We start from the raw sequence: 23966 nt of genomic DNA, 5'->3' as shown, positions 1-23966 counted from the left end.
GTTGAAAGAGGGGAGAGCCTGCGAGGGAGGCATTGGCCATAACTCCTCCCTCGGCCCATGCAGATCAAAATAATCAACTCAAATGTTAGTTATCCTTGCTGCCGGATCCGGATGTAGGCAGTGGGGGATGCATGAGCGTGATTGAAGCGATAACCATGGTGGCCGGTATGGTTTATCTGGTGTTGTTGGCGTGGCAGGTGCGCACCGGCTGGCCGGGGCGTCTTGCGCTCGGCCTGCTGGGGCTGGTCTGGTTGCTGGCGGCGGACAGCCTGCTCTGGCTCGCACTGGGGACGGTCACCGCCGTGCTTGCCCTCCGGCATCAGAGGCGGCCGCTGCCCGAGTTCGGGGCGATCGACAGTCAGCAGTTGCGGGCAGGCACTCGCCATCTGCTGCTGCTCTGCTGGGGGCTGGTCACAGTGCAATACAGCCTGCATATCTGGCAGTTGGGACAGGGGATGAGCCCCTGGCTGGTGCGCCCGGACGTGGTGGATGCCTTCCTGCCCATCGCCGGTGGCCTCGGGCTGCGGGCCTGGTTCGCGCAGGGGTTGGTGGATCCCCACCATCCGGCGGCCACCGTCACCGTACTGGTACTCTCCCTGTTGGCCCTGCTGCTGGGGCGGGCGTTCTGTGCCTGGTTCTGTCCGCTCGGGCTGGTGGGGGAATGGCTGTATGGCCTGCGCTACCGGTTGCTGCCGGGGGAGTGGAGCCCGCCGCGCTGGCTGGATCTTGCCCTGCGCACCCAGAAATTTCTGGTGCTCGGCTTTCTGCTCTTCATCATCCTGCTGGCGGTGCCGGCTGCAGCCCTGCCCGGCTACTTCACCAGCCCCTACCATCAGGCGGCGGATATGAAGATGGGGGCTTTCTTCTTCAACCTGACCCTGATCTCGGGTCTGTGCCTCGGCTGGGTGTTGCTGCTTACCGCGACCTTTCGTCAGGGATTCTGCCGCTACCTTTGCCCCTATGGCGCCTGGCTCGCCCTGCTGGGGCTACTGACGCCGCTGCGCATTCGCCGCGACCCGGCCCGCTGCCTGCGAAGCCAGGGTCACGGCTGTGACAAGTGCAGCCGGGCCTGTCCATCGCGCATTGCGGTGCACCAGCTTATCGCGGTACGCAGCCTGGAGTGCACCGGCTGCCTGAGCTGCGTGGCCGCCTGCCCCAAGCGGGTCGAGGCCCTGCACCTTGGCAGCAAGGTGCATCGGCTCGCACCAAGCCGTTTGCTGGGGCTGCTCTGCTTGTTGCTGCTGGTGCTGCCGTTGCTTGCGCATGGCCTGTTGGATATCTGGGTCAGCCAGACGCCGCTGGCGATACGGGCTCACCTGTTGCAACTGTTGCCACAGCTGAGCCATTAACTGGGGAAGGTGACAGTGTGACCATGGTGCAAGATCACAGGGTACGCACACGGACACCCTCGGGTGTCCGTTTTCATATTCAGGCGGGAGTGGGTTGAGGGGGCAAGGCCGATATGGCTTACCAGTTGGCGAAATCCACCTCGGGCAGGGTTTCAAAGCCGGGGCGGGCAAACAGATAGCCCTGCATCAGGCTGACGCCCATCTCCCGCAGACAGGCCATCTCTTCGCGGGTCTCGATCCCCTCCGCCAGCGGGGTGATCTTCAGCTCCGCAAACAGTGCCAGACAGTGGCGCACTATGGCTTGTCGGGTCGGGTCATGGTCAATGCCGCGCAGCAGGTGCATATCGAGCTTGACGATGTTGGGGTGAAAATCGGCCAGCAGGTTGAGGCCCGAGTAACCGGCGCCAAAGTCATCGATCGCCGTTTTGAAGCCGAGCGCCTGATAGTGATCGACGATGCCGCGAAGATGCTGGCTGTCTTGCACCTGCTCCACCTCGGTCAGCTCGAACATGATCTGCTCGATGGGGAAGTGGTGCTCGCGGGCCGCCTGCAGGGTGGTGCGGATGCAGCGCTCCGGGCGGTAGACCGCATTGGGCAGAAAGTTGATGCTCAGCATCCCCTTCATCCCGAGCCGTGCCGCCAGCGCGATGGCCTTGATCCGGCACAGCTGATCGAAGCGGTAGCGATTGCCATCGTTGACCCGGGCAATCACGCTCTGCGCCGGTTCGTTGTTGAGCCCCCGCACCAGCGCCTCGTAGCCGAAGATGGTGCGCTGGCTGCAATCGACGATGGGCTGGAAGGCCATGGTGAAGTCGAAGTCGAGATCTGCTTTCTCCTGACACAGCTGGCAGATGGCGGGGGACGGGGCGGCAGGTATATCCATGACTATCCTCTCGGGGCGTGGCTGCGCTGGGGACTGACTCAAATGATAACAGCTCGGCTCCGCCAGCACGGTAATTTCCCGGTAATACGCAGCCGCTCCCCCTGAGGTACCAAACGTTACCCCGTTTTCTGCAAGATATGCGGCAAGGGCGGGTGAGGGTTGTTCCGCTTGTTTGCCAGAGATCGGGCGATGCCCCGCTGGCACCCGTTAGCGCCGCTGGTGGTCGCCACATCAGCCAAGGCAGTAGGTATAAACATAATTTATGGGTTTTCGGATAATGACCCAATTTTTACTTATGTGTGTTTGCTGTGTGCCCTGAGGCCGCTGATTGGCCCATCCACGGCTCGCAAAGGGCAATGGCCGATCTTGATCAACCGGCATAGAGCGCCAGCCGGAGGGAGGAAATTCGGCTGGTCGTTATGGCGGGAGAATCTATTTACGCGAACGCCCGATTACGCCGGATGGCTACTATAACCTACAGTGCAGGGGCTATCCCCCTGCTTTTCTATATTTTTACATTAAGATATTTTCTCAATAATACTTAACCCAAAATAATCTAGAAAGAATAGTGGAAAGCTTGATACAACCGATACTTTAGCACTTGGCAATATAAAATCTTCCATTTGTTTTGCGAATAGATTTTCTTGTGAAATTAACGACCTGGGAAGGATATAGTTATTTTCCACAATGTGATTTGCTTTACATAGATGCATACGCATAATTAAATTCCAGTTGAGCTCTGTTATTAACTTGAATGAACAGAGCTCTGAAGAACACTCATCACCAACAATCTTTTTATATTTTATGTTATTTTTTGCGGAGACAATTTTCTCTTTAAATATTTCATCTGGATTATCAATGCTTATATTTATATGTTTTAGTGATTCAACCATTGGGTAGTTTATATAAATTTTCCCTTTCTCTGTTTCCTCGCAGAAAAAATCTATAAGTTCTTTTAGTTTTTTGTCATCAGCTGCCGTTGCATGGCCATCATAATCAAAAAATAAGTATATTTCAGAAATCTCACGTCTTTTTATACTCCGGAGATGTTGGTTCTTTGGTGTTTCTTTTAAAAAAGAAAAAATATCCAGATCATCATCTCTTTGCAGTTTAGAGTACAAACTATATACATCACCACAGAATGAAGAAATTATTTTCTCTTTACCTCCTGGTGGGAAATATCTATGAAATAAATTTTCAGCTATTTCGCATTCTGTTTTTTCACCCTCGAAAACGAATAATATTTTATTGCTCATCAAAAGCTCCTGATTTAAACATTTTTTCTATGTTATGAGCCTCTCGCAATTCTTTTGATGTTAAGTTAGATAGTGACTTTATACTTCCTTTACCAAGAATGTAGTAGCAGTCTGGTCTTAGAAGGTCATTGGAAATCACAGAGGTATTATGTGTAGTTATTATTACTTGAGCATTAGCTGCTAGCAGGTGTTCTACAACCAACTCTGCTAGCTCATAGTGGTAATATGCGTCATACTCATCAACAAATATTAATGAAACATCGTTTGGGCTTTCTCTGAAACGTTGAAACCAGTAATAGAATAGGGCAAGTGATTTTGTACCTTGCGAAGCTATGCTGTAAAATGGAATAGTTTTTCCGTTAAAATCAAAACCTATAGTATCATCTTCGAGTTGAGTCAACTTGCAATCAATGCCTGCTACGTTAAGAAAACTTTGAAAATCCTCGAGATGACCTTTTTTTATAATGTCCTCCATTATTCCAGTGCTACCTTGCTCATAGCCAATATAGCTATTTTTATCTAAAGATCTAAAGAAGAGCATGCCATTTACAAAATCTACAAAACTTGAAAAGCATGTATTCATATCATCTTTGACAAGGACGGTATTTTTTTTGATATAAGACACGAGAGAGATCATGCTTTCCCCGATATCTCTTTCTAGAGTTTCAGCCCCTTTTGCATTTATTATCGCGATTGAACTTTTACTTCTGTCAATGTAGGCGAAAATATTTCCATTTATTTTTATATTTTCACACACTATATTTTCTAAGTTTTTTTTACTATAGCTATAGTTTACAATTCCACAGTCAAATTTGAATTCAAACTCAAAATGAGCTAATTCATCTGAACTCATTGCATTTATATAGTTTTTATAGTTATCTGAATCAATGTTTTTGTCTGTGATATGTTTTACTATATCAAAAATAGCAAATCCTAAATTTGATTTTCCAATGCCGTTTTTACCATACACAATGGCCTTATTTACCGCACCATTTAATATATATTTGTCATTAAATGAATATCCTTTATGGTTTGTAAAGTCTAAGGTTATCTTATCTTTAAAGTTCTTGAATCCAGAAACAGAGAACTTTATAAGCATGTTATTACCCCTTCTTGTTTGTACCTTAAAAAATAATATTATAACACAAATAAAAAATTGTCCCGTAAAAAAATTACGGACATAAGCATTTGTTTTTAAACATAAAACAAAAAAAGGGGGCTGAGCCCCCTTTTACTAACATAATAGTGTTTACTGCAGCAGGGAGATATCGGCGACTTGCAGGAACAGGTTGCGCAGATTGTTCAGCAGCGCCAGACGGTTGGCCTTGAGGGCCTCGTCATCGGCCATCACCATCACTTCGTTGAAGAAGGTGTCGACCGGCTCGCGCAGGGCGGCCAGACGGGTGAGGGCAGCCTGATAGTCACCGGCGGCGAACAGCGGGGCCAGTTCGGCTTGCAGTTCGGCAACCTGGGTGGCCAGCGCCTTCTCGGCGGCATCGACCAGCAGTTCCGGTTTGACGGCAGTCGGCAGTTCGCCTTCGACCTTGGCCAGAATGTTGCTCACGCGCTTGTTGGCGGCAGCCAGTGCCAGTGCGGCATCCAGCGTGCGGAAGTGGCTGACGGCCTTGACGCGACGATCGAAGTCGAGCGGACGGGTCGGGCGGCGGGCCAGCACGGCCAGCACCACGTCGGCACCGATGCCTTCGTCCTGATAGGCGGCGCGGAAGCGGCCCAGCATAAAGTCGACCACGTCGGTAACGACGGTTTTGTTGGTCAGCTTGTCGCCGTAGACGCGTACCGCTTCTTCAACCAGTTCAACCAGATCCAGATCCAGCTGCTTCTCGGTCATGATGCGCAGGGCACCGATGGCGGCGCGACGCAGGGCGAACGGGTCCTTGTCACCTTTCGGCAGCATGCCGATGCCGAAGATACCGGCCAGGGTGTCGAACTTGTCGGCCAGCGCGACGGCGCAGGCAACCAGACCGGACGGCAGGGCATCACCGGCAAAGCGCGGCATGTACTGCTCGTTGAGGGCCACGGCAACCGCTTCGTCTTCACCATCGTGACGGGCGTAGTGCATCCCCATGACACCCTGGGTGTCGGTGAACTCGCCGACCATGTTGGTCATCAGGTCACACTTGGAGAGCAGACCGGCACGCTTGGCCTGAGCCACGTCGGCACCGATACGCTCGGCGATAAAGCCGGCGACGGTCTCGATGCGCTCGACCTTGGCCTTGACGGTGCCCAGCTGTTGCTGGAACAGCACGGTTTCAAGGCGCGGCAGGCGGGAGGCAAGGGTCTGCTTGAGGTCGGTCTTGAAGAAGAACTCGGCGTCAGAGAGACGGGGACGAACCACCTTCTCGTTGCCGCTGATGATCTGGCTCGGGTCTTTCGACTCGATGTTGGTGACGAAGATGAACTTCGGCAGCAGCTTGCCGTTCTTGTCGTAGACCGGGAAGTACTTCTGGTCACCCTTCATGGTGTGCACCAGCGCTTCAGCCGGCACGGCCAGGAACTTCTCTTCGAAGTTGGCGGTCAGCACCACCGGCCACTCGACCAGTGCGGTCACTTCTTCCAGCAGGGCGTCGTCCAGATCGGCCACGCCACCGAAGGCGGCTGCGGCCGCTTCGACGTCAGCCTTGATCTTGGCCTTGCGCGCCATGAAGTCGGCAATCACCATGCCGCGCTCCTGCAGGATCTGCGGGTACTGGCTGGCGTTGTCGATGGTGAACTCGCTCTCGCCCATAAAGCGGTGGCCGCGAAGGATGCGGGCAGAGTCGATACCCAGAATGTGGGCGGGAACCAGCTCGCCATCCAGCAGCAGGGTCACGGTGAAGACCGGACGCACGAACTGGATGGCCTTGTCGCCCCAGCGCATCATTTTCGGGATCGGCAGTTTGGCCAGTGCGGAGGCGACCAGTTCGCCCAGCAGATCGACGGCCGGACGGCCTTCAACCTTGGCGGTGTGAACCAGCCACTCGCCCTTGTCGGTGACCAGACGCTCGGCCTGCTCAACGGTGATGCCGTTGCCGCGGGCCCAGCCTTCGGCAGCCTTGGTCGGCTTGCCTTCGGCATCGAACGCCTGAGCCACGGCCGGACCGCGCTTCTCGACGCTCTTGCTCGGCTGTTCGCCAGCCAGCTCGCTTACCTTCAGCGCCAGACGGCGCGGTGAGGCAAACCACTCGACGTCGCCGAAGGCCAGATCGGCCTTGGTCAGTTCGGCTTTGAAGTTGTCGGCAAAGGCTTCGGCCAGGGAGCGCAGGGCTTTGGGCGGCAGCTCAGCAGTACCGATCTCTACCAGAAATGTATGTTGTGCCATGTCCGTTCCTTAACCTTGCTTGTTCTCACTGCGCTGACACATAGGGAAGCCCAGCGCTTCGCGGGAGGCGTAGTAGGCTTCCGCCACCGCCTTGGTCAGGGTGCGAATGCGCAGGATGTAGCGCTGACGCTCGGTGACCGAGATGGCCTTGCGGGCATCCAGCAGGTTGAAGGAGTGAGCGGCTTTGAGGATGCGCTCGTAGGCAGGCAGCGGCAGCGGTTTTTCCAGTGCCAGCAGATTCTGGGCTTCCTTCTCGTACTGCTCGAAGCAGTGGAACAGGAACTCCACATCGGCGTGTTCGAAGTTGTAGGTGGATTGCTCCACTTCGTTCTGGTGGAACACGTCGCCGTAGGTGGTCTTGCCCAGCGGGCCGTCAGACCAGACCAGATCGTAGACGCTGTCCACGCCCTGGATGTACATGGCCAGACGCTCGAGACCGTAGGTGATCTCGCCGGTGACCGGCTTGCACTCGAGGCCGCCCACTTGCTGGAAGTAGGTGAACTGGGTCACTTCCATGCCGTTCAGCCACACTTCCCAACCCAGACCCCAGGCACCCAGAGTCGGGTTTTCCCAGTTGTCTTCCACGAAGCGGATGTCGTGGATCTCGGGATCCATGCCCAGCTCTTTCAGGGAGCCCAGATAGAGTTCCTGAATGTTGTCGGGGGAAGGCTTGATGATCACCTGGAACTGGTAGTAGTGCTGCAGGCGGTTCGGGTTTTCACCGTAGCGGCCGTCGGTCGGACGGCGGGACGGTTGCACGTAGGCGCAGGCGATGGGCTCCGGGCCCAGGGCACGCAGACAGGTCATGGGGTGGGAAGTACCGGCACCCACTTCCATATCCAGCGGCTGAATGATGGTACAGCCCTGGCGGGACCAATAGTCCTGCAGCTGCAGGATCAGGCCCTGAAAGGTTTTGACATCGAATTTTTGCATAATTTTTTTCGCGCGAAGTGAAAATCAGAGCAAGATTTGCTGAATGTGAACCGAGGGAGTATACCGTCTGGCATGGTCGGATAATAGGCGAAATTGCAGCGGATTCGCGGGATGGTGCTGCGCCCTGGCTGGTCAGGCGGGATGTCCGGTATATGATGTGAGCAGTGCCGCCTGCAGAGTGGGCAGGGTCGGGCAAACCGCTGAAATAACGAGGGAGAGGAAATGGAACTGCGCTGCGCCTGGGTGACCAAGGACCCGGAATACATTGAATACCATGACAAACAGTGGGGCAGGCCGGTCTATGACGCCCGCGAGCTGTTTGCCAAGCTCTGCCTCGACGGCCAGCAGGCGGGGCTGTCGTGGATCACCATCCTCAAGCGCACCGATAGCTATTACCGCGCCTATGCCGACTTTGATCCGGTGCAGATTGCCCGCTTCGACGAGCAGGATGTAGAGCGGTTGATGCAGGACACCGGTATTATCCGCAATCGGCTCAAGGTGCAGTCGATCATCAGAAATGCCCGCGCTTATCTGGCGTTGCAGGAGCAGGGGATCGACTTCGCCGACTACCTGTGGGGCTTTGTTGGCGGCGCCCCCATCGTCAACCAGCGCCAGGGCAACGGCGATATTCCGGCGACCTCACCGGAGTCGGATGCCATGTCCAAAGCGCTCAAGAAGCTCGGCTTCAACTTCGTTGGCAGCACCATCTGTTATGCCTTTATGCAGGCGGTGGGAATGGTGAACGATCATCTGGTCAGCTGTCCTTGCCACGCCGAGTGTCAGTTACCGCGCTGACAACCCGTCGATTGCCCAAAAAAACATCACTCTCGCCGTCGATTCAGGCTTGCGTCAGACAATGGCGTGCCAGCGCGTTACAATCCGGCCCCCGGCATGGTGCCGGATTGTTTTCACAGAGGTTTTTTCATGCGAGCCAAGATCCTGGTGCCAGCTCTGGCACTGACCGTTGCCCTGAGCGGCTGTACCACCAACCCCTACACAGGTGAATCCCAGACCTCCAAAGGTGCCTGGGGCGCGCTGGCTGGCGCCGCTGCCGGTGCGGCAGTAGGTGCGCTCTCCTCCAGCAAGGGTGACCGCAAGAAGGGCATCCTGACCGGCGTTGCTGCCGGCGCGGCGCTGGGTGGCGGTATCGGCTACTACATGGACGTGCAGGAGGCCAAGCTGCGCGAGAAGCTGCAGGGCACCGGTGTCAGCGTGACCCGTAATGGCAATGAGCTGATCCTCAACATGCCGAACAACGTGACCTTCGACAGCTCCAGCTCCCAGCTGAAAGCGGCCGGTGCCAACACCCTCTCCGGCGTGGCCATGGTGGTTGCCGAGTTCGACAAGACCCGCCTGAACGTGGTCGGTCACACCGACAGCACAGGTTCCCGCGATCTGAACATGAAGCTTTCCCGCGATCGTGCCGATGCCGTTGCCGCTCAACTGATTGGTCAGGGCGTAGCAGGCAGCCGCATCTCCACCACCGGCGTGGGCCCGGATCAGCCGGTTGCTACCAACAGCACCGCCGCTGGCAAAGCTCAGAACCGCCGCGTGACCATTACCCTGACCCCGACCGCCTAAGTCGTTCAGGTTTCGGTAACGAAAAGGCCCCGCCAGTGATGGCGGGGCCTTTTGCTATCCAGCTGTCGGTATGACTGTTTAGACAGCCGCAGTCAGCTGCACTTCCACCTTGTAACCTTCGTGGGCCAAGCGGGCCTGTACGCAGGCGCGAACCGGGGCGGTGCCAGCCGGGATCCAGGCATCCCACTGCTCGTTGAAGGCGGCGATGTCCTGAATGTCTTTCAGATAGATGTTGGCCATCAGGATCTTGTCGACGCCGGAGCCGTTGGCTTCCAGCAGGCGTTGCAGGCTTGCCAGCACTTCGCGGGTCTGCTGGTGGATGTCGGCCTCTTCACTGACGGGCACTTCCACCACGTAGAGGGTGCCATTGTGGATGACCACGTCTGACCAACGCTGGGTGGTGCCGATTCGGGTAATGGTTGTCATGGAGTGCTCCGGTACGGGGGCTTATTGACCCTTGCGGATCAGATAGCGGTAGGGGGCCTGCTCTGTCTCGCTGGCGACCAGGGTGTGATCCATAAAGCGACAGAAACTGGGGATGTCGCGGGTGGTTGAAGGATCGTCGGCACTGACCAGCAGGGTCTCGCCATCAGCCATCAGCCTCACTTTCTTGCGAACCATCATAACGGGTTCCGGGCAACGAAGCCCGATTGCGTCCAACTCGTGGGTCGCATCGCAGAATAAATCACTCATCTATTATCAACCTTCAACCTATTCGGCTGCCAATGATACTCAGGGCTAAAAAATAATCAAACAAACGACCCATCAACCAGCATATGTAACCGAAATGTTATTCGGCCCTATCCAGCTTGCGCCGGACGAGTAATATAAAAATTGAACCATATTCAACAAGGAGGTGAATATGCAGGTCTCCTACGGCAGATTACAGGCCTATGCAGGCATGGGGTTCTTGTCCTTCGCCATGATAGTGATGGGCAGCCCGATCGGGAATACCGGTACCTGGTTCGGCTCCATGGTGATGGTCGGGTTGGGGCTCTGGATCGAGCTCAGCGATTACTATGACGAGGATGAGGACGAGAACGATCAATCCTGAATCGGATGACGATTCAACAACAAAGGCGGAGCAATTCCGCCTTTGTCATTTCTGCCGTTTGGCAATGTACCCGGATCAGCGGGTCGAGCGCATGGCCCGCTCCAGATGCAGCGCCGTCTGCTCCGGGTTGGCCTTGGGGTCGTTGAAGAAGTTGCTCAGCACATCGAGGATCGCCTGCCGCATATTGGTCGGCGTTGCCATCCCTTCCGCCATGCTGGGCAGCAGGTTGTCCTGCTTTTCCGCCAGCAGGAAATCCTGATAGGAACGGACGGCGCAGCGGTCGAACTTGCTCATGTCGGGGTTGGTCAGCGCCGGGATCGACCCCTTCACCCGATTGAACTCTTCCTGGAATTGCGGCGTCATCAGCAGCTGGGCCAGATCCCCCTGCGCCTGCAGCTGGGCCGGATCCCGCTGTTTGAACATGGCGATGGAGTCGAGGTTGTAGCTGAACAGTCCGGCGCTGCCCGGGCTCGGCAGGCAGGCGATATCCTCACCCGGCCGGTAGTTGCCGGCGCTCAGTTCACCCTTCACCCAATCGCCCATCACCTGCATGGCGGCGCCACCGCTCTCCAGCAGGTTGGTGGCCTGATGCCACTTCAGACCGGCGTATTTTTGCGGCACATAGGCGCGCAGCTGCTGGAAGCGGGTCAGCACCCGCACCATGTCGGGGCCGGTCAGGGTGGCGCTGTCCTGCTCGAGGAACGCCTTGCGATAGAATTCTTTTCCGCCCTCACCGAGTGCCACCGTTTCAAACAACACTGCCAGCTGCCAGGGCTCGTTGCCAATGGCGAGCGGGGTGATGCCCCGTTTTTTAAGCTGGTCGGCGACGGTGACAAACTGGGCCCAGTCGGTGGGCGGAGTCAGCTTGTTGCGCTCGAAGATCTTGCGGTTGAGCCACAGCCAGTTGACCCGGTGGATACCGGTGGGCACCGCCATCAGGGCGCCATTCTGGCTGAGGGTGGCACGCACCATGGGCGGCATCTGACTGTACCAGCCGAGGTGTTCGGCCATCGGGCTGAGATCGCGCAAAAAGCCGAGTCCGGCCCACTCCTTGAGCTCGTAACCCTTGAGGTGGGCCGCTTCGGGCGGGTTGGCGGCCAGTGCCCGGCTTTTCAATACCGTCATGGCGCTCTTGCCGCCGCCGCCCTGCACTGCAAAGTCGTTCCACTGGTTGCCCTGTTTGGTCCACTCGGATTTGAGCACTTCGACCGCTTTCGCTTCGCCGCCGGACGTCCACCAGTGCAGCACTTCCACCTGGGAGGCGGCAACGGGAGCAGAGAGCAGGGCGATGACAGAAAAAGACAACCACTTCATAAGGTTACTGCCTTGGTAGGGAGAGCGTGGCCTGCAGGCCACCTTGCGGACGGTTTTCCAGCACCAGATCGCCGCCGTGGGCGTGGGCGATGTTGCGGGCGATGCCAAGACCGAGGCCGGTGCCGGTCTGATCCGTGCTGAGCCGGTAATAGGGTTCGAAAATGCGCTCGAACTGATCGTCCGGCAGGCCGGGGCCCTCATCCATGATGAAGAGGATCAGCATCTCCTCGTCATCCATGATGATGATGCGCACCTTCTGGCCGTACTTGATGCCGTTGTCCACCAGATTGCCGATGCAGCGCTTGAGCGCCAGCAGCTTGCCGCGGTAGGGCCACTTGCAGTGCCCTTCGATGGTCAGCCGCTCGTCGTGCAGGTTCATCGATTCCGCCATCTGCTCAAGCAGGGCGTTGATGTCGATCTCCTCGATATTCTCGTGAATGTCGGTCTCTTTGACCGTCTGCAGCGCCCCTTTCACCATCAGCTCCAGCTCGTCGAGATCCTTGTTGAACTTGGCGATCTGTACCTCGTCATCGAGCAGTTCGACCCGCAGCCGCAGCCGGGTGATGGGGGTCTTGAGGTCGTGGGAAATCGAGCTGAACAGCCGCTCTCTATCGTCGATATAGCGACGAATGCGGTGTTGCATGATGTTGAAGGCGCGGGTCGCAGCCACGATTTCCGACGCTCCTTCCTCCTTGAGCGAAGGCTGATCGATATCCTTGCCGAGATTCACCGCCGCCTTGGCGAGGCGGCGCAGCGGGCGGGTCTGCCAGCGCACCAGCATAAAGGTGAAGAAGCAGAGGAACACCGTCATCAGAGCGATGAAACGCACCTGGTTGCTCGGCATCACGGTATCGTCGAGGGTCATGTAGGGGGCGGGCAGCAGGGCCGCCAGATAGAGCCACTCCCCCTTTTCAATCTCGATCTGGGTCACCAGCACCGGCGGATTGAGCGGCTCCAGCGACAGGGTGTAACGGGCCCAGGAGGAGGGGAGATCCGCCAGCAGGGTGTCGTTGTTGAAGACGTGGAGGTCATCAGGGCGGGAGAAGTCCACCTTGATCGCCATGGCATCGGAGAGCTTGCGGGTCAGCACGCCCTGTACCTCCTCCAGCACCTGCGTCTTGCGTTCGCTGTCGGGGATGGCGTTGATGTGGATCTCTTCCTCATTGAGCGAGACGAAGAAGCGGCTGCCCCCCATGTTGCGCAGCTGGTCCAGCGCGATATGGCGATACTGCAGCGGCAGGGATTTGAAGAAATTGACGGTGGAGGCGGCAGACATGGCGAGGTTGCGGGTGGTGCTGAGCATCCCCTCCAGCTCCCGCTTCTGGATCTGCTGCATCCAGATGCCGGTCAGAATGGTCTGGGAGAGCAGGATGGCCAGCAACAGCAGCAGGATCATCCGTGACAACAGGGAGCGGGGCACCAGCGCCCCCCAGGACCACTTGTTGCTCATGGCAGCTCGTGCACTTCGGCGATCAGCATGTAGCCGCTACCGCGGATGGTCTTGATGATGCGCGGGCTCTTGCCGTTGTCGCCCAGCTTCTGGCGCAGACGGCTGATTTGTACGTCGATGCCGCGCTCCATCGGCAGGCTTTCGCGGCCGCGGGTGGCATCCGAGATGGTGTCCCGATCCAGCACCACGCCGGGCTGTTGCAGGAACATGCCGAGCAGCATGGCATCGCTGCCGGAGAGATCCAGCAGGCTGCCATCATCATGGGTCAGCTGGTGGCTCAGGGTGTCGAGGGTCCACTCGGCAAAACGCAGGCGGCGGCTTGGTTCTTTCTCTTTTTCCGGCTGGCGGAATTCGGCGCGGCGCAGCAGCGCCTTGATGCGGGCCTGCAGTTCGCGGGGGCTGAACGGCTTGGCGATATAGTCGTCGGCACCGAGTTCCAGACCGATCACCCGATCCGCTTCGTCGGAGGCGGCGGTCAGCATGATGATGGGCACCTGGGAGTCACGACGGATCTGCTGGCAGAGGGTAAAACCGTCCTCGCCGGGCATCATGATGTCCAGAATAATCAGGTCCGGGCTGTGCTGGGCGAGTTGCTGGCGCATCTCGTTGCCCTCCGCCGCCGTCAATACCTGAAAGCCCGCCCGGGTCAGGTACTCATTGAGCAGCTCGCGGATCTCTTGGTCGTCATCGACGATCAGCAGTTGTTTGCTCATTGACATATGTATGTGCATCCACCCATTTTTTTGTGCAGATTGAACCTGTCGGGGGAGTAAAAAGCAAGCAAGCCCCCTATCTAATGTGAGGTTTAAGGCAATAACAGCCTATTGATAAGATTAAAACGAAAAAAGGCCGACCCAAACGGGACGGCCAACAGACAGCTTCTGACCACTGACGAGCACCCCGTGTGGCGTTCGTCACAGACTTGAAAAGGGGCCAGTCAGACTGGCCCCGAAAAGGGACAACTCTCAGTAGTGCATCCCGTCGATCCGGTTGGTTATCACACCCGTTCAAACACGGTGGCGATGCCCTGACCCAGACCGATACACATGGTGGCAACCCCCAGGGTGGCATCCTTCTCCTCCATCAGATTGATGAGGGTGGTGGAGATGCGGGCGCCGGAGCAGCCGAGCGGGTGGCCCAGCGCAATGGCGCCGCCGTTCAGGTTCACCTTCTCGTCCACCTGATCCTGCAGACCCAGATCCTTCACGCAGGGCAGGGACTGGGCGGCAAACGCCTCGTTCAGCTCGAACAGGTCGATATCACCGACAGTCAGACCGGCACGCTTGAGCGCCTTCTGGGTCGCCGGCACCGGGCCGTAACCCATGATGGCGGCGTCACAGCCGGCGATGGCCATGGCGCGCACCTTGGCGCGCGGCGTGAGGCCGAGGGCCTTGGCGCGATCCGCGCTCATCACCAGCATGGCGGCGGCGCCATCTGACAGGGCCGAGGAGCTGCCGGCGGTGACGGTGCCGTTGACCGGGTCAAACACCGGGCGCAGCTGGCTCAGGGTTTCGACCGTGGTCTCCGGGCGAATCACCTCGTCGTAGTCGTAGAAGAAGCGGGCGCCGCTGGCGTCATGGCCTTCCAGCCCGACGATCTCCTTGGCAAAGCGCCCTTCCACGGTGGCGGCGTGAGCGCGGCGATGGGAGCGGGCGGCAAACTCGTCCTGCTGCTGGCGGCTGATGCCGTGCAGCTTGCCTAGCATCTCGGCGGTCAACCCCATCATGCCGGAGGCTTTCGCCACCGACTTGGCCATGCCGGGGTGGAAGTCGACGCCGTGGCTCATCGGTACGTGACCCATGTGCTCGACGCCGCCGATGATGAAGATATCCCCATCACCTACCTGAATGGCGCGGGAGGCGTCGTGCAGCGCCTGCATACTTGAGCCGCACAGGCGGTTGACGGTGACCGCCCCCACCTGCTTCGGAATACCGGCCAGCAGCGCGGCGTTGCGGGCGATGTTGAAGCCCTGCTCCAGGGTCTGCTGCACGCAGCCCCAGTAGATATCCTCGATCTCGTTCGGGTCGAGGTTGGGGTTGCGCAGCAGGATGGATTTCATCAGGTGCGCGGACAGATCTTCTGCACGCACGTTGCGGAAGGCGCCGCCCTTGGACCGGCCCATCGGGGTCCGGATACAGTCGACAATGACTACGTCTTTCATGAATGGATCTCCTTTCCGCAATCAGTAGAAGGTTTTGCCCTGGGCGGCCATCTCGCGCAGCTTGTCGCTGACGCGGTAGAGCGGGCCCAAGTCGGCATACTGGTCGGCCATGGCCACGTAGCGATCCAGACCGATAGTGTCCAGATAGCGGAACACGCCGCCGCGGAAGGGAGGGAAGCCCAGACCGTAGACCAGTGCGATGTCGGCTTCGGCTGGCGTGGCGACAATGCCCTCTTCCAGACAGAGCACCACCTCGTTGATCATCGGGATCATCATGCGGGCGATGATGGCGTCCTTGTCGAAATCCTGTTTCGGCTTGGCAATGGGAGCCAGCAGCTCGTAGCTGGCGGCGTCGGCCACCTTCTTCGGCTTGCCCTTCTTGTCCTGCTCGTAGGCGTAGAAGCCCTTGCCGTTCTTCTGACCGAAGCGGTTCACTTCGTACATCACGTCGATGGCGGTGCGGCTTTCCTTGCTCATCCGCGCCGGGAAGCCTTGCGCCATCACGTCACCGGCATGGTGACCGGTGTCGATACCGACTACGTCCAGCAGGTAGGCGGGGCCCATCGGCCAGCCGAACTCTTTCTCCATCACCTTGTCGACGGCGGCGAAGTCGGCGCCATCGGCGACCAGCTTGTTGAAGCCGAAGAAGTAGGGGAACAGCACGCGGTTGACGAAGAAGCCCGGGCAGTCGTTGACCACCACCGGGGACTTGCCCATGGCGGCGGCGTAGGCCACCACGCGGTTGATGGTTTCATCGGAGGTCTGTTCGCCGCGGATGATTTCCACCAATGGCATGCGGTGCACCGGGTTGAAGAAGTGCATGCCGCAGAAGTTCTGCGGGCGCTTCAGCCCCTTGGCCAGCAGGGAGATGGGAATGGTGGAGGTGTTGCTGGCGAGCACGGCGTCTTCGCCGATGATCCCTTCCACTTCGCCCAGTACGGCGGCTTTCACCTTGGGATTCTCGACCACGGCTTCGACCACGACGTCCACATGCTTGACGTTGTCATAGCTGAGGGTCGGAGTGATGGCAGAGAGCACCTGGCCCATCTTGATGCCATCGATGCGGCCCTTTTCGAGCTGGCCGTTGAGCAGCTTGGTGGCTTCACCCATGCCAAGTGCCAGCGCCTTCTCGTTGATGTCCTTCATCACCGCCGGAATGCCCTTGCTGGCAGATTGGTAGGCGATGCCGCCCCCCATGATGCCGGCACCCAGTACGGCGGCGTGGCCAGTGGCCTTGCTTGCCTGCTTGGCCGCCTTCTTGGCCAGCGCCTTGATGTGCTGATCGTTGAGGAAGATACCGACCAGTGCCTTGGCGACATCGGTCTTGGCCAGCTTGATAAAGCCCTGTGCTTCAACGACCAGAGCTTCGTCACGGCCCATACCTGCGGCGGCCTCGACGGTTTTCACCGTAGTCATCGGTGCCGGATAGTGTTTGCCCGCCACGGCGGCAACCATGCCGGCGGCGGTGGTGAAGCTCATCATGGCTTCCAGTTTGGAGAGGCGCAGCGGCGCTTTTTTGGCGGCGCGACGGCTCTGCCAGTCCAGCTTGCCCGCGATGGCGTCCTTGATCATCTGCAGCGCAGCGCTCTGCAGTGCGCCCGGGGCGACCACGGCATCGATGGCACCGACCTTGAGGGCGTCATCGGCACGGTAATCCTTACCGGTGGTGATCCACTCCAGCGCGTTGTCGGCACCGATCACTCGTGGCAGACGAACTGTGCCGCCAAAGCCCGGCATGATGCCGAGTTTGGTCTCGGGCAAGCCAATCTTGGCGGTGGTGTCGGCCAGACGGAAGTCGGTGGAGAGAATGGTCTCGCAGCCGCCGCCCAGAGCGTGGCCCTTGATGGCTGAGAGGGTTGGAACGGGCAGATCTTCGATGGCGTTGAAGATGTCGTTGGCCTTTTTCAGCCAACCGAGCAGATCTTCTTGCGGCAGATCGAACAGTTCCAGGAATTCGGTAATGTCGGCACCGACGATAAAGGCGTCTTTGCCGGAGGTGAGGATCAGACCTTTTAGTTCACGTTCTTGTTGTAATGCGGCGATCGCTTCGCTCAGGGAGAGCAGGGTAGCGCGATCCAGCTTGTTGACTGAACCCGGGGCATCAAACCTCAGCTCGGCAATGCCGTTTTCGAGGTAGCTGACCGACAGGGTTTCGCCTTGGTAGATCATGAGAGTGTCTCCTTGTTCCCACTCAGTGGGGAGTGGTGCTCCTTAATCCCCAGCAGGGGGCGAGGCTCACTATTGATCCAAAAGGAGACATTTTCAACACCTATTTAAAACATTTGTTTAACAGTTCTCGAGTAAAAGCTCCTCATCACAAAACGGGCAAAAAAGAGGAGCCTTGTGGCGCCTCGGATAGATGTGAGTTTGTCATCAGCTGGCCAGTTCAGGTCGGTTGCGATACTGGTTAAGCACCTCGGGATCGGCGAGGGCATGGGTGTTGTTGACCGGCCGGTTGTGTACCACTTCCCGCACTGCAAGTTCGACAATCTTGCCTGACTTGGTGCGGGGGATGGCATCCACCTGCAGGATGCGGGCGGGCACGTGGCGGGCGGTGCAGTGCTGCTTTATTTGCTGGCGGATCCGCTCGCGCAGCGGCTCATCCAGCTTGCAACCCACCTTGAGCTTGACGAACAGCACCACCCGCTCGTCTTGCTGCCACTGCTGGCCGATGACGATGCTCTCCTCCACCTCGTCCAGCTGTTCGACATAGCGGTAGATCTCGCTGGTGCCGATGCGCACGCCGCCCGGATTGAGGGTGGCGTCGGAGCGGCCGTAGAACAGAATGCCGCCGGTCGGGGTCAGTTCGATCCAGTCGCCGTGGCACCAGATGTTGTCAAAGCGCTCGAAGTAGGCTGCGTGGTACTTGTCGCCGCTCTCATCCCCCCAGAAATAGATGGGCTGGGCCGGGAACGGCTTGGTGCAGACCAGCTCGCCCTTCTCCCCCTGCACCGGCTGGCCCGCTTCGTTGAATACCTGCACCGCGAGACCGAGGCCGCGTCCCTGACTCTCGCCGCGATAGACAGGGCTGAGCGGGTTGCCGATGACGAAGCAGGAGCAGATATCTGTGCCGCCTGATATGGAACTGAGCTGCACATCCTGCTTGATCTGCTGGTAGACGTAGTCAAATCCCTCCGGCGACAGCACAGAGCCGGTGCTGCAGATCAGCCGCAAGTGCGGCAAGTCGTGGCTCTTGATGGGGGCATAACCCTGCTTGTGCAGTGCATCGAGATACTTGGCCGAGGTGCCGAACAAGCTGACCTGCTCGTCGCGGGCCAGATCCCACAGCACATTGCCATCCGGGTAAAACGGCGAGCCGTCATAGAGCACCAGGGTGGCGCCGGAGGCGAGGGCGCTCACCAGCCAGTTCCACATCATCCAGCCGCAGGTGGTGAAGTAGAAGATCCGCTCCCCCGGCTTGATGTCGCAGTGCAGCTGGTGCTCTTTCAGGTGTTGCAGCAGGGTGCCGCCGATGCCGTGCACGATGCACTTGGGTTTGCCGGTGGTGCCGGAGGAGTAGAGGATGTAGAGCGGGTCGTTGAAAGCCATGGACTCGAACTGGAGGCTGGCGTCCGGCTGGCTCGCTAGCACTTGTTGCCAGTCGTGGCCAAGCTGCAACGGGTTGCCGAGCAGCGGGATCATCACCGTCTGCTCTATGCAGCCTAACTGGCTCACCACGCTGGCGACTTTCTGTTGAATGTCGATAGCCTTGCCGTTGTAGCGATAGCCATCCACCGCAAACAGCACTCGCGGCTGGGTCTGGCCGAAGCGCTCTACCACGCTAGCCTCGCCAAAGTCGGGGCTGGTGGAGGTCCAGATCGCCCCGAGGCTGGTGGTTGCCAGCATGGCAACCACGGTTTCCGGAATATTGGGCAGATAGGCGGCAACCACATCGCCACGACCAATCCCCTGATTGCGCAGCCATTGAGCCAGCCGGGCAACCTGTTCCCCCAGCTCACGCCAGCTCAGGGTGCGGCTTGGGCTCCCTTCGATGCGGGAGATGATGGCCGGGCTCTCGTCTTGGCGGCGCAGCAGGTTTTCGGCGAAGTTGAGGCGGCTATCGGGGAACCAGCGGGTGCGCTGCATATCCTGACGGTTTTCCGCCACTATGTTGCCGAGCTCGCCCTTGACGCCGCAGTGCTGCCATACCAGCGGCCAGAAACGGGTGGTCTTCTCCACCGACCATTGGTAAAGCTGCGGATAGTTCTGCAACTGCAAGCCGTGGAAACGGTTCACCTCCGCCATAAAACGGTAGAGGTTGGATTGCTGCATCCCGAGCGGATCCGGTTGCCACAGGCAGAGGTTGTCCATGAGTAATCCCTGACTTCATGTATCTACCGGCAGTGTATTGAATTGTTTTTGATTTGTTAATAATTGGTTTTCTGTTGATAACAAACACGTTTGTAACGTATGCGTTACCTCACGAAGCGGCAGCTTGACGGGTCGAGCCGCCAAGCGCTTGATGTTATGCTGCAATCACATTCACCTCGGAGCAGGACGCCATGAGCAGCTACAGCCAACTTTTTGCCCAGCACCTCGATACCTTGCAGCAGCGCACCCGCGATATTCTGCAACAACAGGGGCTCAGCGGACTGGCCATCCACTCCGGCCAGACTCACCGCATCTTCCTCGATGATCAGGATTACCCGTTCAAGGTAAACCCGCATTTCAAAGCCTGGTTGCCGGTGCTGGACAATCCCCACTGCTGGCTGCTGGTGGACGGGGTGAACAAACCGGTATTGCTGTTCTACCGCCCGGTGGATTTCTGGCACAAGGTGGCGGATCTGCCCAATGCCTTCTGGGTCGAGTTCTTCGATATTCGTTTCCTGACCCGGCCGGAACAGGTGGCCGACCATCTACCTGCCAACAAGCAGGAGTGGGCCTATCTGGGGGGCCATCTGGAAGTGGCCGAGCTGCTGGGGCTGACCCAGCCCAATCCGGAGGCGGTGCTCAACTACCTGCACTATCACCGCGCCTACAAGACCCCCTACGAGCTGGAGTGTCTGCGCGAGGCGAACCGGATCGGGGTTCGCGGCCATATCGCCGCCAAGGACTCTTTTATGGCGGGGGCGAGCGAGTTCGAGATTAATCTGGCCTACATGAAGGCGGTCGGGCAGGGGGCCAATGAGGCGCCCTACGGCAATATCGTCGCCATCAACCGCAATGCGGCCATCCTTCACTACACTCATTTGTCTGCCGTGCGGGTGCCGGATGCGGAGCGCCACTCCTTCCTGATCGATGCGGGCGTCGATTTCCACGGTTATGCCTCCGACATCACCCGTACCTGGGCGTGGCGTCGTGGCGAGTTTGCCGATCTGATTGCAGCCCTCGACGAGCAGCAGCAGGAGATCATCAAGGAGATCAAACCGGGTCGCCGCTACAGCGAGCTGCATCTGCAGATGCACCACAAGCTGGCGCGCCTGCTGCAAGCGACCGAGCTGGTGGATATGTCGGTAGACGAGATGATCAACACCGGGGTGACCAACGTCTTCTTCCCTCACGGCCTCGGCCACTTCCTCGGTTTGCAGGTGCACGATGCGGGTGGTTTCATGCAGGATGAGCGCGGCACCCATCTGGCGGCGCCAGAGCTGTTCCCCTATCTGCGCTGCACCCGGGTGATGGAGGTGGGTCAGGTGTTCACCATCGAGCCGGGGCTCTACTTCATCGACAGTTTGCTGGAGCCGCTGCGTCAGGGCGAACAGGGCAAGCGGGTCAACTGGAACAAGGTGGAAGCGCTGCGTCCGTTCGGCGGCATCCGCATCGAAGACAACGTGGTGCTGCACGCCAACGGGGTGGAGAACATGACCAGACAAGCAGGGCTCTGATGGCGGCTGCGTACTCCATTCCGGCTGCCCCGCTGGAGTTGACCGAAGAGATAAAGAAGAGCCGCTTCATTACCCTGATCGCCCACACCCCGACCGTCGAGGTGGCCAAGGGGTGGGTCAACGAGATCAAACGCCAACATCCGGCCGCTCGCCACCACTGCTGGGCGTTTGTGGCTGGTGCGCCACAAGATAGTCAGGTTTATGGCTTCAGCGATGACGGCGAACCTTCCGGTACGGCGGGCAAGCCGATCCTGGCCCAGTTGATGGGCTCGGGGCTCGGTGAAATCTGCGCCGTGGTAGTGCGTTACTACGGCGGCATCCAGCTTGGCACCGGTGGACTGGTCAAAGCCTATGGGGGCGGCGTCGGTGCCGCCCTCAAGCAACTGCCCACCCTGCTCAAGGTGCCACGCACTCCCTCTCTCATTCACTGCGATTACGGTGACATGGGGACTGTCGAGTCGCTGATCAGCAGCCATAATGGCGAATTGCTGGCGGCCGATTACGGTCAGCAGGTCACCTTGCAGGTGGCGTGGGAGTCCTCGGTTTGGGCTCAGGTGGACCGTGAATTGACCGACCGGACTCATGGGCGGGTATCCCTCAGCCCCTTAGATGGCTAGAATCCATCGCTCTTTAATTGGGGAAAGGGAGCTGTAATGCACATTCTGAGCATTATTCGCATTGTTGGCCTGCTGGTTGCGCTGTTCAGCTCGACCATGCTGTTGCCTGCACTGGTGGCCTTTGGCTATCGGGATGGTGGTGGTGCCGAGTTCGTCAGCTCTTTTCTGATCGCCCTGCTGCTCGGTGTGGTGCTCTGGTTTCCCAATCGCTATCACAAGAAGGAGATGCGCTCGAAAGAGGGTTTCCTCATCGTGGTGCTGTTCTGGACCGTGCTGGGCAGTGTGGGGGCGGTGCCCTTCATCATGAGCGATGTGCCGGATATGTCGGTCTCGGAGGCCTTCTTCGAATCTTTTTCCGGCCTGACCACCACTGGCGCAACGGTACTGACCGGGCTCGATAATCTGCCCAAGGCGTTTCTGTTCTATCGCCAGCTGCTGCAGTGGCTGGGGGGCATGGGGATCATCGTACTGGCAGTGGCCATTCTGCCGCTGCTGGGGATCGGGGGCATGCAGCTCTATCGCGCCGAGATCCCGGGGCCGGTTAAGGATACCAAGGTGACGCCGCGCATCGCCGAAACGGCCAAGGCGCTCTGGTTCATCTATCTGCTGCTCACCGCGCTCTGTGCCTTGGCATACTGGCTCGCCGGAATGACGCTGTTCGATGCGGTCTGCCATTCGTTCTCGACCCTGTCGGTCGGTGGCTTCTCCACTCACGACGCCAGCATCGGTTTCTTCAACAGTCCGGTCATCAACCTGATTACCGTGGTGTTCCTGCTGCTGGCCAGCGTGAACTTTGCGCTCCACTTTACCGTCTTCTCTCACCGCCCGGTGCGGCTCGGTCGCTACCTTTACGATTCTGAACTCAAGGTGTTTCTGGCCATCCAGGCGACTCTGGTGATGATCTGCTTTGTCGCCTTGCTGACCCACGGACACTACGCCACCTGGCAAGAGGCGCTCAACCACGGGTTGTTTCAGGCGGTCTCTCTGGGTACCACCACCGGCTACAGCACCACTACCTATGCCGACTGGCCCTCGTTCCTGCCCATGCTGCTGATGTTTTCCGCCTTTATCGGCTGTTGTGCGGGCAGTACCGGCGGTGGCATCAAGGTGATGCGTTTTATGATCCTGTTCATGCAGGGGATGCGCGAGTTGAAGCGGCTGGTTCACCCCAGAGCCATCTATACCTTGAAGCTGGGGAATCGGGCGGTGCCCGAGCGCATCGTCGAGGCGGTGTGGGGCTACTTCGCCACCTATATTATTCTCTTCTTTATGTTCATGTTGCTTTTGCTGATGACGGGACTGAACGAAGTGACCGCATTCACCGCTGTGGCTGCGGCTTTCACCAACGTAGGCCCGGGTTTGGGAGAGGTATCAGCCAACTTCGGCAATATCTCGCCGGCGGCCCAGTGGGTACTGGTGTTGGCTATGTTGTTTGGTCGATTGGAAATTTTTACGCTTCTGGTACTGTTTACTCCTGCATTCTGGCGTAGTTGAGGTTGTTATGGACAAGATTCTGGTGCTTTATTCCTCTCGGGATGGCCAAACCCGCAAAATAGTCGATGTCATGCTGGAGCAGATGCCGGGATGCGAAGTGGTGATGCATGACCTGCATACCTTGCCGATGTGCAACCTCAGCAAGTATGCCAAGGTCTTGATCGGCGCCTCCATTCGTTATGGCAACTTCCACCCCAGCTTGTTCAGCTTTATTCACGCTCATCAGGAGCAGCTGGAGGTGGCCAATGCGGCCTTCTTCTGTGTCAACCTGACGGCCCGCAAGCCAGAGAAGCAGACGCCGCAAACCAATGCTTATATGAAGAAGTTCCTGCGCCTCTCCCCCTGGAAGCCGAAAACCCTGGGGGTGTTTGCCGGTGCGCTGCAATATTCCCGCTATAACTGGTGGCAGACGCGCATCATCCAGCTGATCATGAAGATTACCGGTGGCAGTACAGACACCAGTAAGGACATTGAATTTACCGATTGGGAAAAGGTGCGCAGCTTTGCACGCGAATTCTGGTCAAAAAGGTAGCTGTGTGATGTGAATTAAGGTTTTTTTGCCCGAAACAGCCCCGCCGATGCGGGGCTTTTGTTTAATAAAACAACGGTTAAACCTGAAAGTTGTAAAAAATGCCATTTTTTGCAGTTTTCCTCTTGTCATCCCGGCGCGGCTCCCTATAATGCGCCCCTACCAGCACGGCGGAACACGCCGGACTGATGAGCCAGCTTC

21 protein-coding genes are annotated in these 23966 nt (G+C 58.1%); 8 read left to right on the top strand and 13 right to left on the bottom strand.

The genetic code is table 11. The features are described 5' to 3' along the window. The first annotated feature begins 131 nt into the window (after positions 1–131). Complete coding sequence (locus G5306_RS19220) at positions 132–1349, top strand: 4Fe-4S binding protein (RefSeq protein WP_421313495.1); 1218 nt, start codon at positions 132–134, stop codon at positions 1347–1349. A 118-nt stretch (positions 1350–1467) separates the two neighbouring features. On the opposite strand, the gene G5306_RS19215 is transcribed toward G5306_RS19220, so the two are convergent. The 5 genes from G5306_RS19215 to glyQ all read right to left on the bottom strand — a co-directional run bounded on the left by G5306_RS19215 (position 1468) and on the right by glyQ (position 7740). Beyond that, positions 1468–2232 carry an EAL domain-containing protein gene (locus tag G5306_RS19215; protein WP_421313493.1) on the bottom strand — a complete coding sequence of 255 codons (765 nt, stop codon included), beginning with the start codon at positions 2230–2232 and terminating at the stop codon, positions 1468–1470. Between the two features lie 518 nt (positions 2233–2750). Beyond that, a complete protein-coding gene (locus G5306_RS19210; protein ID WP_421313491.1) occupies positions 2751–3488 on the bottom strand; it encodes a hypothetical protein in 738 nt (245 codons plus the stop codon). Continuing rightward, the gene (locus G5306_RS19205) at positions 3478–4587 is read right to left on the bottom strand and encodes an AAA family ATPase (protein ID WP_421313489.1); all 1110 of its coding nucleotides are present in this window, start codon (positions 4585–4587) and stop codon (positions 3478–3480) included. Before G5306_RS19205 ends, G5306_RS19210 begins: the two co-directional genes overlap by 11 nt. Before the next feature lie 150 nt (positions 4588–4737). Continuing rightward, positions 4738–6807, bottom strand: a complete 2070-nt coding sequence (gene glyS, locus G5306_RS19200; RefSeq protein WP_421313487.1) for a glycine--tRNA ligase subunit beta — start codon at positions 6805–6807, stop codon at positions 4738–4740. Between the two features lie 9 nt (positions 6808–6816). Next, positions 6817–7740: a glycine--tRNA ligase subunit alpha gene (gene glyQ / locus G5306_RS19195; RefSeq protein WP_005339464.1), complete on the bottom strand. Its 924-nt coding sequence runs from the start codon at positions 7738–7740 to the stop codon at positions 6817–6819. Between the two features lie 222 nt (positions 7741–7962). Between glyQ and G5306_RS19190 the strand changes: the two genes are divergently transcribed. Beyond that, positions 7963–8535 (top strand): DNA-3-methyladenine glycosylase I, encoded by a 573-nt coding sequence (locus tag G5306_RS19190; protein WP_118854430.1) that lies wholly within the window; start codon positions 7963–7965, stop codon positions 8533–8535. A 129-nt stretch (positions 8536–8664) separates the two neighbouring features. Beyond that, positions 8665–9321: an OmpA family lipoprotein gene (locus G5306_RS19185; RefSeq protein WP_005339468.1), complete on the top strand. Its 657-nt coding sequence runs from the start codon at positions 8665–8667 to the stop codon at positions 9319–9321. A gap of 78 nt (positions 9322–9399) precedes the next feature. Here the strand turns inward: G5306_RS19185 and G5306_RS19180 are convergent, their stop codons facing one another. Together G5306_RS19180 and tusA are read right to left on the bottom strand one after the other, a co-directional pair. Continuing rightward, a complete protein-coding gene (locus tag G5306_RS19180) occupies positions 9400–9747 on the bottom strand; it encodes a RidA family protein (RefSeq protein WP_005355943.1) in 348 nt (115 codons plus the stop codon). A 21-nt stretch (positions 9748–9768) separates the two neighbouring features. Next, on the bottom strand, positions 9769–10014 hold the full coding sequence (tusA, locus tag G5306_RS19175) for a sulfurtransferase TusA (RefSeq protein WP_005342448.1): 246 nt from the start codon (positions 10012–10014) through the stop codon (positions 9769–9771). Between the two features lie 169 nt (positions 10015–10183). On the opposite strand from tusA, the gene G5306_RS19170 reads away from it, so the two are divergent. Then, positions 10184–10375, top strand: a complete 192-nt coding sequence (locus tag G5306_RS19170; protein WP_005339471.1) for a hypothetical protein — start codon at positions 10184–10186, stop codon at positions 10373–10375. A 75-nt stretch (positions 10376–10450) separates the two neighbouring features. Here the strand turns inward: G5306_RS19170 and G5306_RS19165 are convergent, their stop codons facing one another. The 6 genes from G5306_RS19165 to G5306_RS19140 all read right to left on the bottom strand — a co-directional run bounded on the left by G5306_RS19165 (position 10451) and on the right by G5306_RS19140 (position 19611). Beyond that, entirely contained in the window at positions 10451–11689 is a 1239-nt protein-coding gene (locus tag G5306_RS19165; protein WP_118854431.1) for an ABC transporter substrate-binding protein, read from the bottom strand. A gap of 4 nt (positions 11690–11693) precedes the next feature. Continuing rightward, complete coding sequence (locus tag G5306_RS19160; protein WP_206876510.1) at positions 11694–13139, bottom strand: ATP-binding protein; 1446 nt, start codon at positions 13137–13139, stop codon at positions 11694–11696. After that, positions 13136–13858, bottom strand: a complete 723-nt coding sequence (locus G5306_RS19155; protein WP_005339475.1) for a response regulator — start codon at positions 13856–13858, stop codon at positions 13136–13138. Before G5306_RS19155 ends, G5306_RS19160 begins: the two co-directional genes overlap by 4 nt. Before the next feature lie 278 nt (positions 13859–14136). After that, positions 14137–15300 carry an acetyl-CoA C-acyltransferase FadA gene (fadA, locus tag G5306_RS19150; protein WP_005355952.1) on the bottom strand — a complete coding sequence of 388 codons (1164 nt, stop codon included), beginning with the start codon at positions 15298–15300 and terminating at the stop codon, positions 14137–14139. A 21-nt stretch (positions 15301–15321) separates the two neighbouring features. Next, the gene (gene fadB / locus G5306_RS19145) at positions 15322–17469 is read right to left on the bottom strand and encodes a fatty acid oxidation complex subunit alpha FadB (protein ID WP_421313484.1); all 2148 of its coding nucleotides are present in this window, start codon (positions 17467–17469) and stop codon (positions 15322–15324) included. 204 nt (positions 17470–17673) lie between these two features. Further along, a complete protein-coding gene (locus tag G5306_RS19140) occupies positions 17674–19611 on the bottom strand; it encodes an acetoacetate--CoA ligase (RefSeq protein ID WP_421313482.1) in 1938 nt (645 codons plus the stop codon). Between the two features lie 191 nt (positions 19612–19802). Here G5306_RS19140 and pepQ point away from each other — a divergent pair, with 191 nt between their 5' ends. The 4 genes from pepQ to hemG are packed head-to-tail and all read left to right on the top strand — an operon-like array spanning position 19803 to position 23768. Then, the gene (gene pepQ / locus G5306_RS19135; protein ID WP_129504971.1) at positions 19803–21125 is read left to right on the top strand and encodes a Xaa-Pro dipeptidase; all 1323 of its coding nucleotides are present in this window, start codon (positions 19803–19805) and stop codon (positions 21123–21125) included. Next, positions 21125–21742, top strand: coding sequence for a YigZ family protein (locus G5306_RS19130; protein ID WP_151285710.1), 618 nt, complete (start codon positions 21125–21127; stop codon positions 21740–21742). Before pepQ ends, G5306_RS19130 begins: the two co-directional genes overlap by 1 nt. A gap of 36 nt (positions 21743–21778) precedes the next feature. Next, positions 21779–23236 carry a TrkH family potassium uptake protein gene (locus tag G5306_RS19125; RefSeq protein ID WP_005339482.1) on the top strand — a complete coding sequence of 486 codons (1458 nt, stop codon included), beginning with the start codon at positions 21779–21781 and terminating at the stop codon, positions 23234–23236. Between the two features lie 7 nt (positions 23237–23243). Then, complete coding sequence (gene hemG / locus G5306_RS19120; protein ID WP_005339483.1) at positions 23244–23768, top strand: menaquinone-dependent protoporphyrinogen IX dehydrogenase; 525 nt, start codon at positions 23244–23246, stop codon at positions 23766–23768. The last annotated feature ends 198 nt before the right edge of the window (positions 23769–23966 follow it).

This window comes from Aeromonas sp. 603404, assembly GCF_049171775.1.
Taxonomy (GTDB): Bacteria; Pseudomonadota; Gammaproteobacteria; order Enterobacterales; family Aeromonadaceae; genus Aeromonas; species Aeromonas veronii_A.
The sequence above is the reverse complement of the archived record's forward strand: the minus strand, read 5'-3'. Positions and strand labels throughout refer to the sequence as shown.

What these genes read in the sequence shown, in the direction of transcription:
- G5306_RS19220 (WP_421313495.1), top strand. Translation starts at nt 132, where the DNA reads ATGAGCGTGATTGAAGCGATAACCATGGTGGCCGGTATGGTTTATCTG.
- G5306_RS19215 (WP_421313493.1), bottom strand. Translation starts at nt 2,232, where the DNA reads ATGGATATACCTGCCGCCCCGTCCCCCGCCATCTGCCAGCTGTGTCAG.
- G5306_RS19210 (WP_421313491.1), bottom strand. Translation starts at nt 3,488, where the DNA reads ATGAGCAATAAAATATTATTCGTTTTCGAGGGTGAAAAAACAGAATGC.
- G5306_RS19205 (WP_421313489.1), bottom strand. Translation starts at nt 4,587, where the DNA reads ATGCTTATAAAGTTCTCTGTTTCTGGATTCAAGAACTTTAAAGATAAG.
- glyS (WP_421313487.1), bottom strand. Translation starts at nt 6,807, where the DNA reads ATGGCACAACATACATTTCTGGTAGAGATCGGTACTGCTGAGCTGCCG.
- glyQ (WP_005339464.1), bottom strand. Translation starts at nt 7,740, where the DNA reads ATGCAAAAATTCGATGTCAAAACCTTTCAGGGCCTGATCCTGCAGCTG.
- G5306_RS19190 (WP_118854430.1), top strand. Translation starts at nt 7,963, where the DNA reads ATGGAACTGCGCTGCGCCTGGGTGACCAAGGACCCGGAATACATTGAA.
- G5306_RS19185 (WP_005339468.1), top strand. Translation starts at nt 8,665, where the DNA reads ATGCGAGCCAAGATCCTGGTGCCAGCTCTGGCACTGACCGTTGCCCTG.
- G5306_RS19180 (WP_005355943.1), bottom strand. Translation starts at nt 9,747, where the DNA reads ATGACAACCATTACCCGAATCGGCACCACCCAGCGTTGGTCAGACGTG.
- tusA (WP_005342448.1), bottom strand. Translation starts at nt 10,014, where the DNA reads ATGAGTGATTTATTCTGCGATGCGACCCACGAGTTGGACGCAATCGGG.
- G5306_RS19170 (WP_005339471.1), top strand. Translation starts at nt 10,184, where the DNA reads ATGCAGGTCTCCTACGGCAGATTACAGGCCTATGCAGGCATGGGGTTC.
- G5306_RS19165 (WP_118854431.1), bottom strand. Translation starts at nt 11,689, where the DNA reads ATGAAGTGGTTGTCTTTTTCTGTCATCGCCCTGCTCTCTGCTCCCGTT.
- G5306_RS19160 (WP_206876510.1), bottom strand. Translation starts at nt 13,139, where the DNA reads ATGAGCAACAAGTGGTCCTGGGGGGCGCTGGTGCCCCGCTCCCTGTTG.
- G5306_RS19155 (WP_005339475.1), bottom strand. Translation starts at nt 13,858, where the DNA reads ATGTCAATGAGCAAACAACTGCTGATCGTCGATGACGACCAAGAGATC.
- fadA (WP_005355952.1), bottom strand. Translation starts at nt 15,300, where the DNA reads ATGAAAGACGTAGTCATTGTCGACTGTATCCGGACCCCGATGGGCCGG.
- fadB (WP_421313484.1), bottom strand. Translation starts at nt 17,469, where the DNA reads ATGATCTACCAAGGCGAAACCCTGTCGGTCAGCTACCTCGAAAACGGC.
- G5306_RS19140 (WP_421313482.1), bottom strand. Translation starts at nt 19,611, where the DNA reads ATGGACAACCTCTGCCTGTGGCAACCGGATCCGCTCGGGATGCAGCAA.
- pepQ (WP_129504971.1), top strand. Translation starts at nt 19,803, where the DNA reads ATGAGCAGCTACAGCCAACTTTTTGCCCAGCACCTCGATACCTTGCAG.
- G5306_RS19130 (WP_151285710.1), top strand. Translation starts at nt 21,125, where the DNA reads ATGGCGGCTGCGTACTCCATTCCGGCTGCCCCGCTGGAGTTGACCGAA.
- G5306_RS19125 (WP_005339482.1), top strand. Translation starts at nt 21,779, where the DNA reads ATGCACATTCTGAGCATTATTCGCATTGTTGGCCTGCTGGTTGCGCTG.
- hemG (WP_005339483.1), top strand. Translation starts at nt 23,244, where the DNA reads ATGGACAAGATTCTGGTGCTTTATTCCTCTCGGGATGGCCAAACCCGC.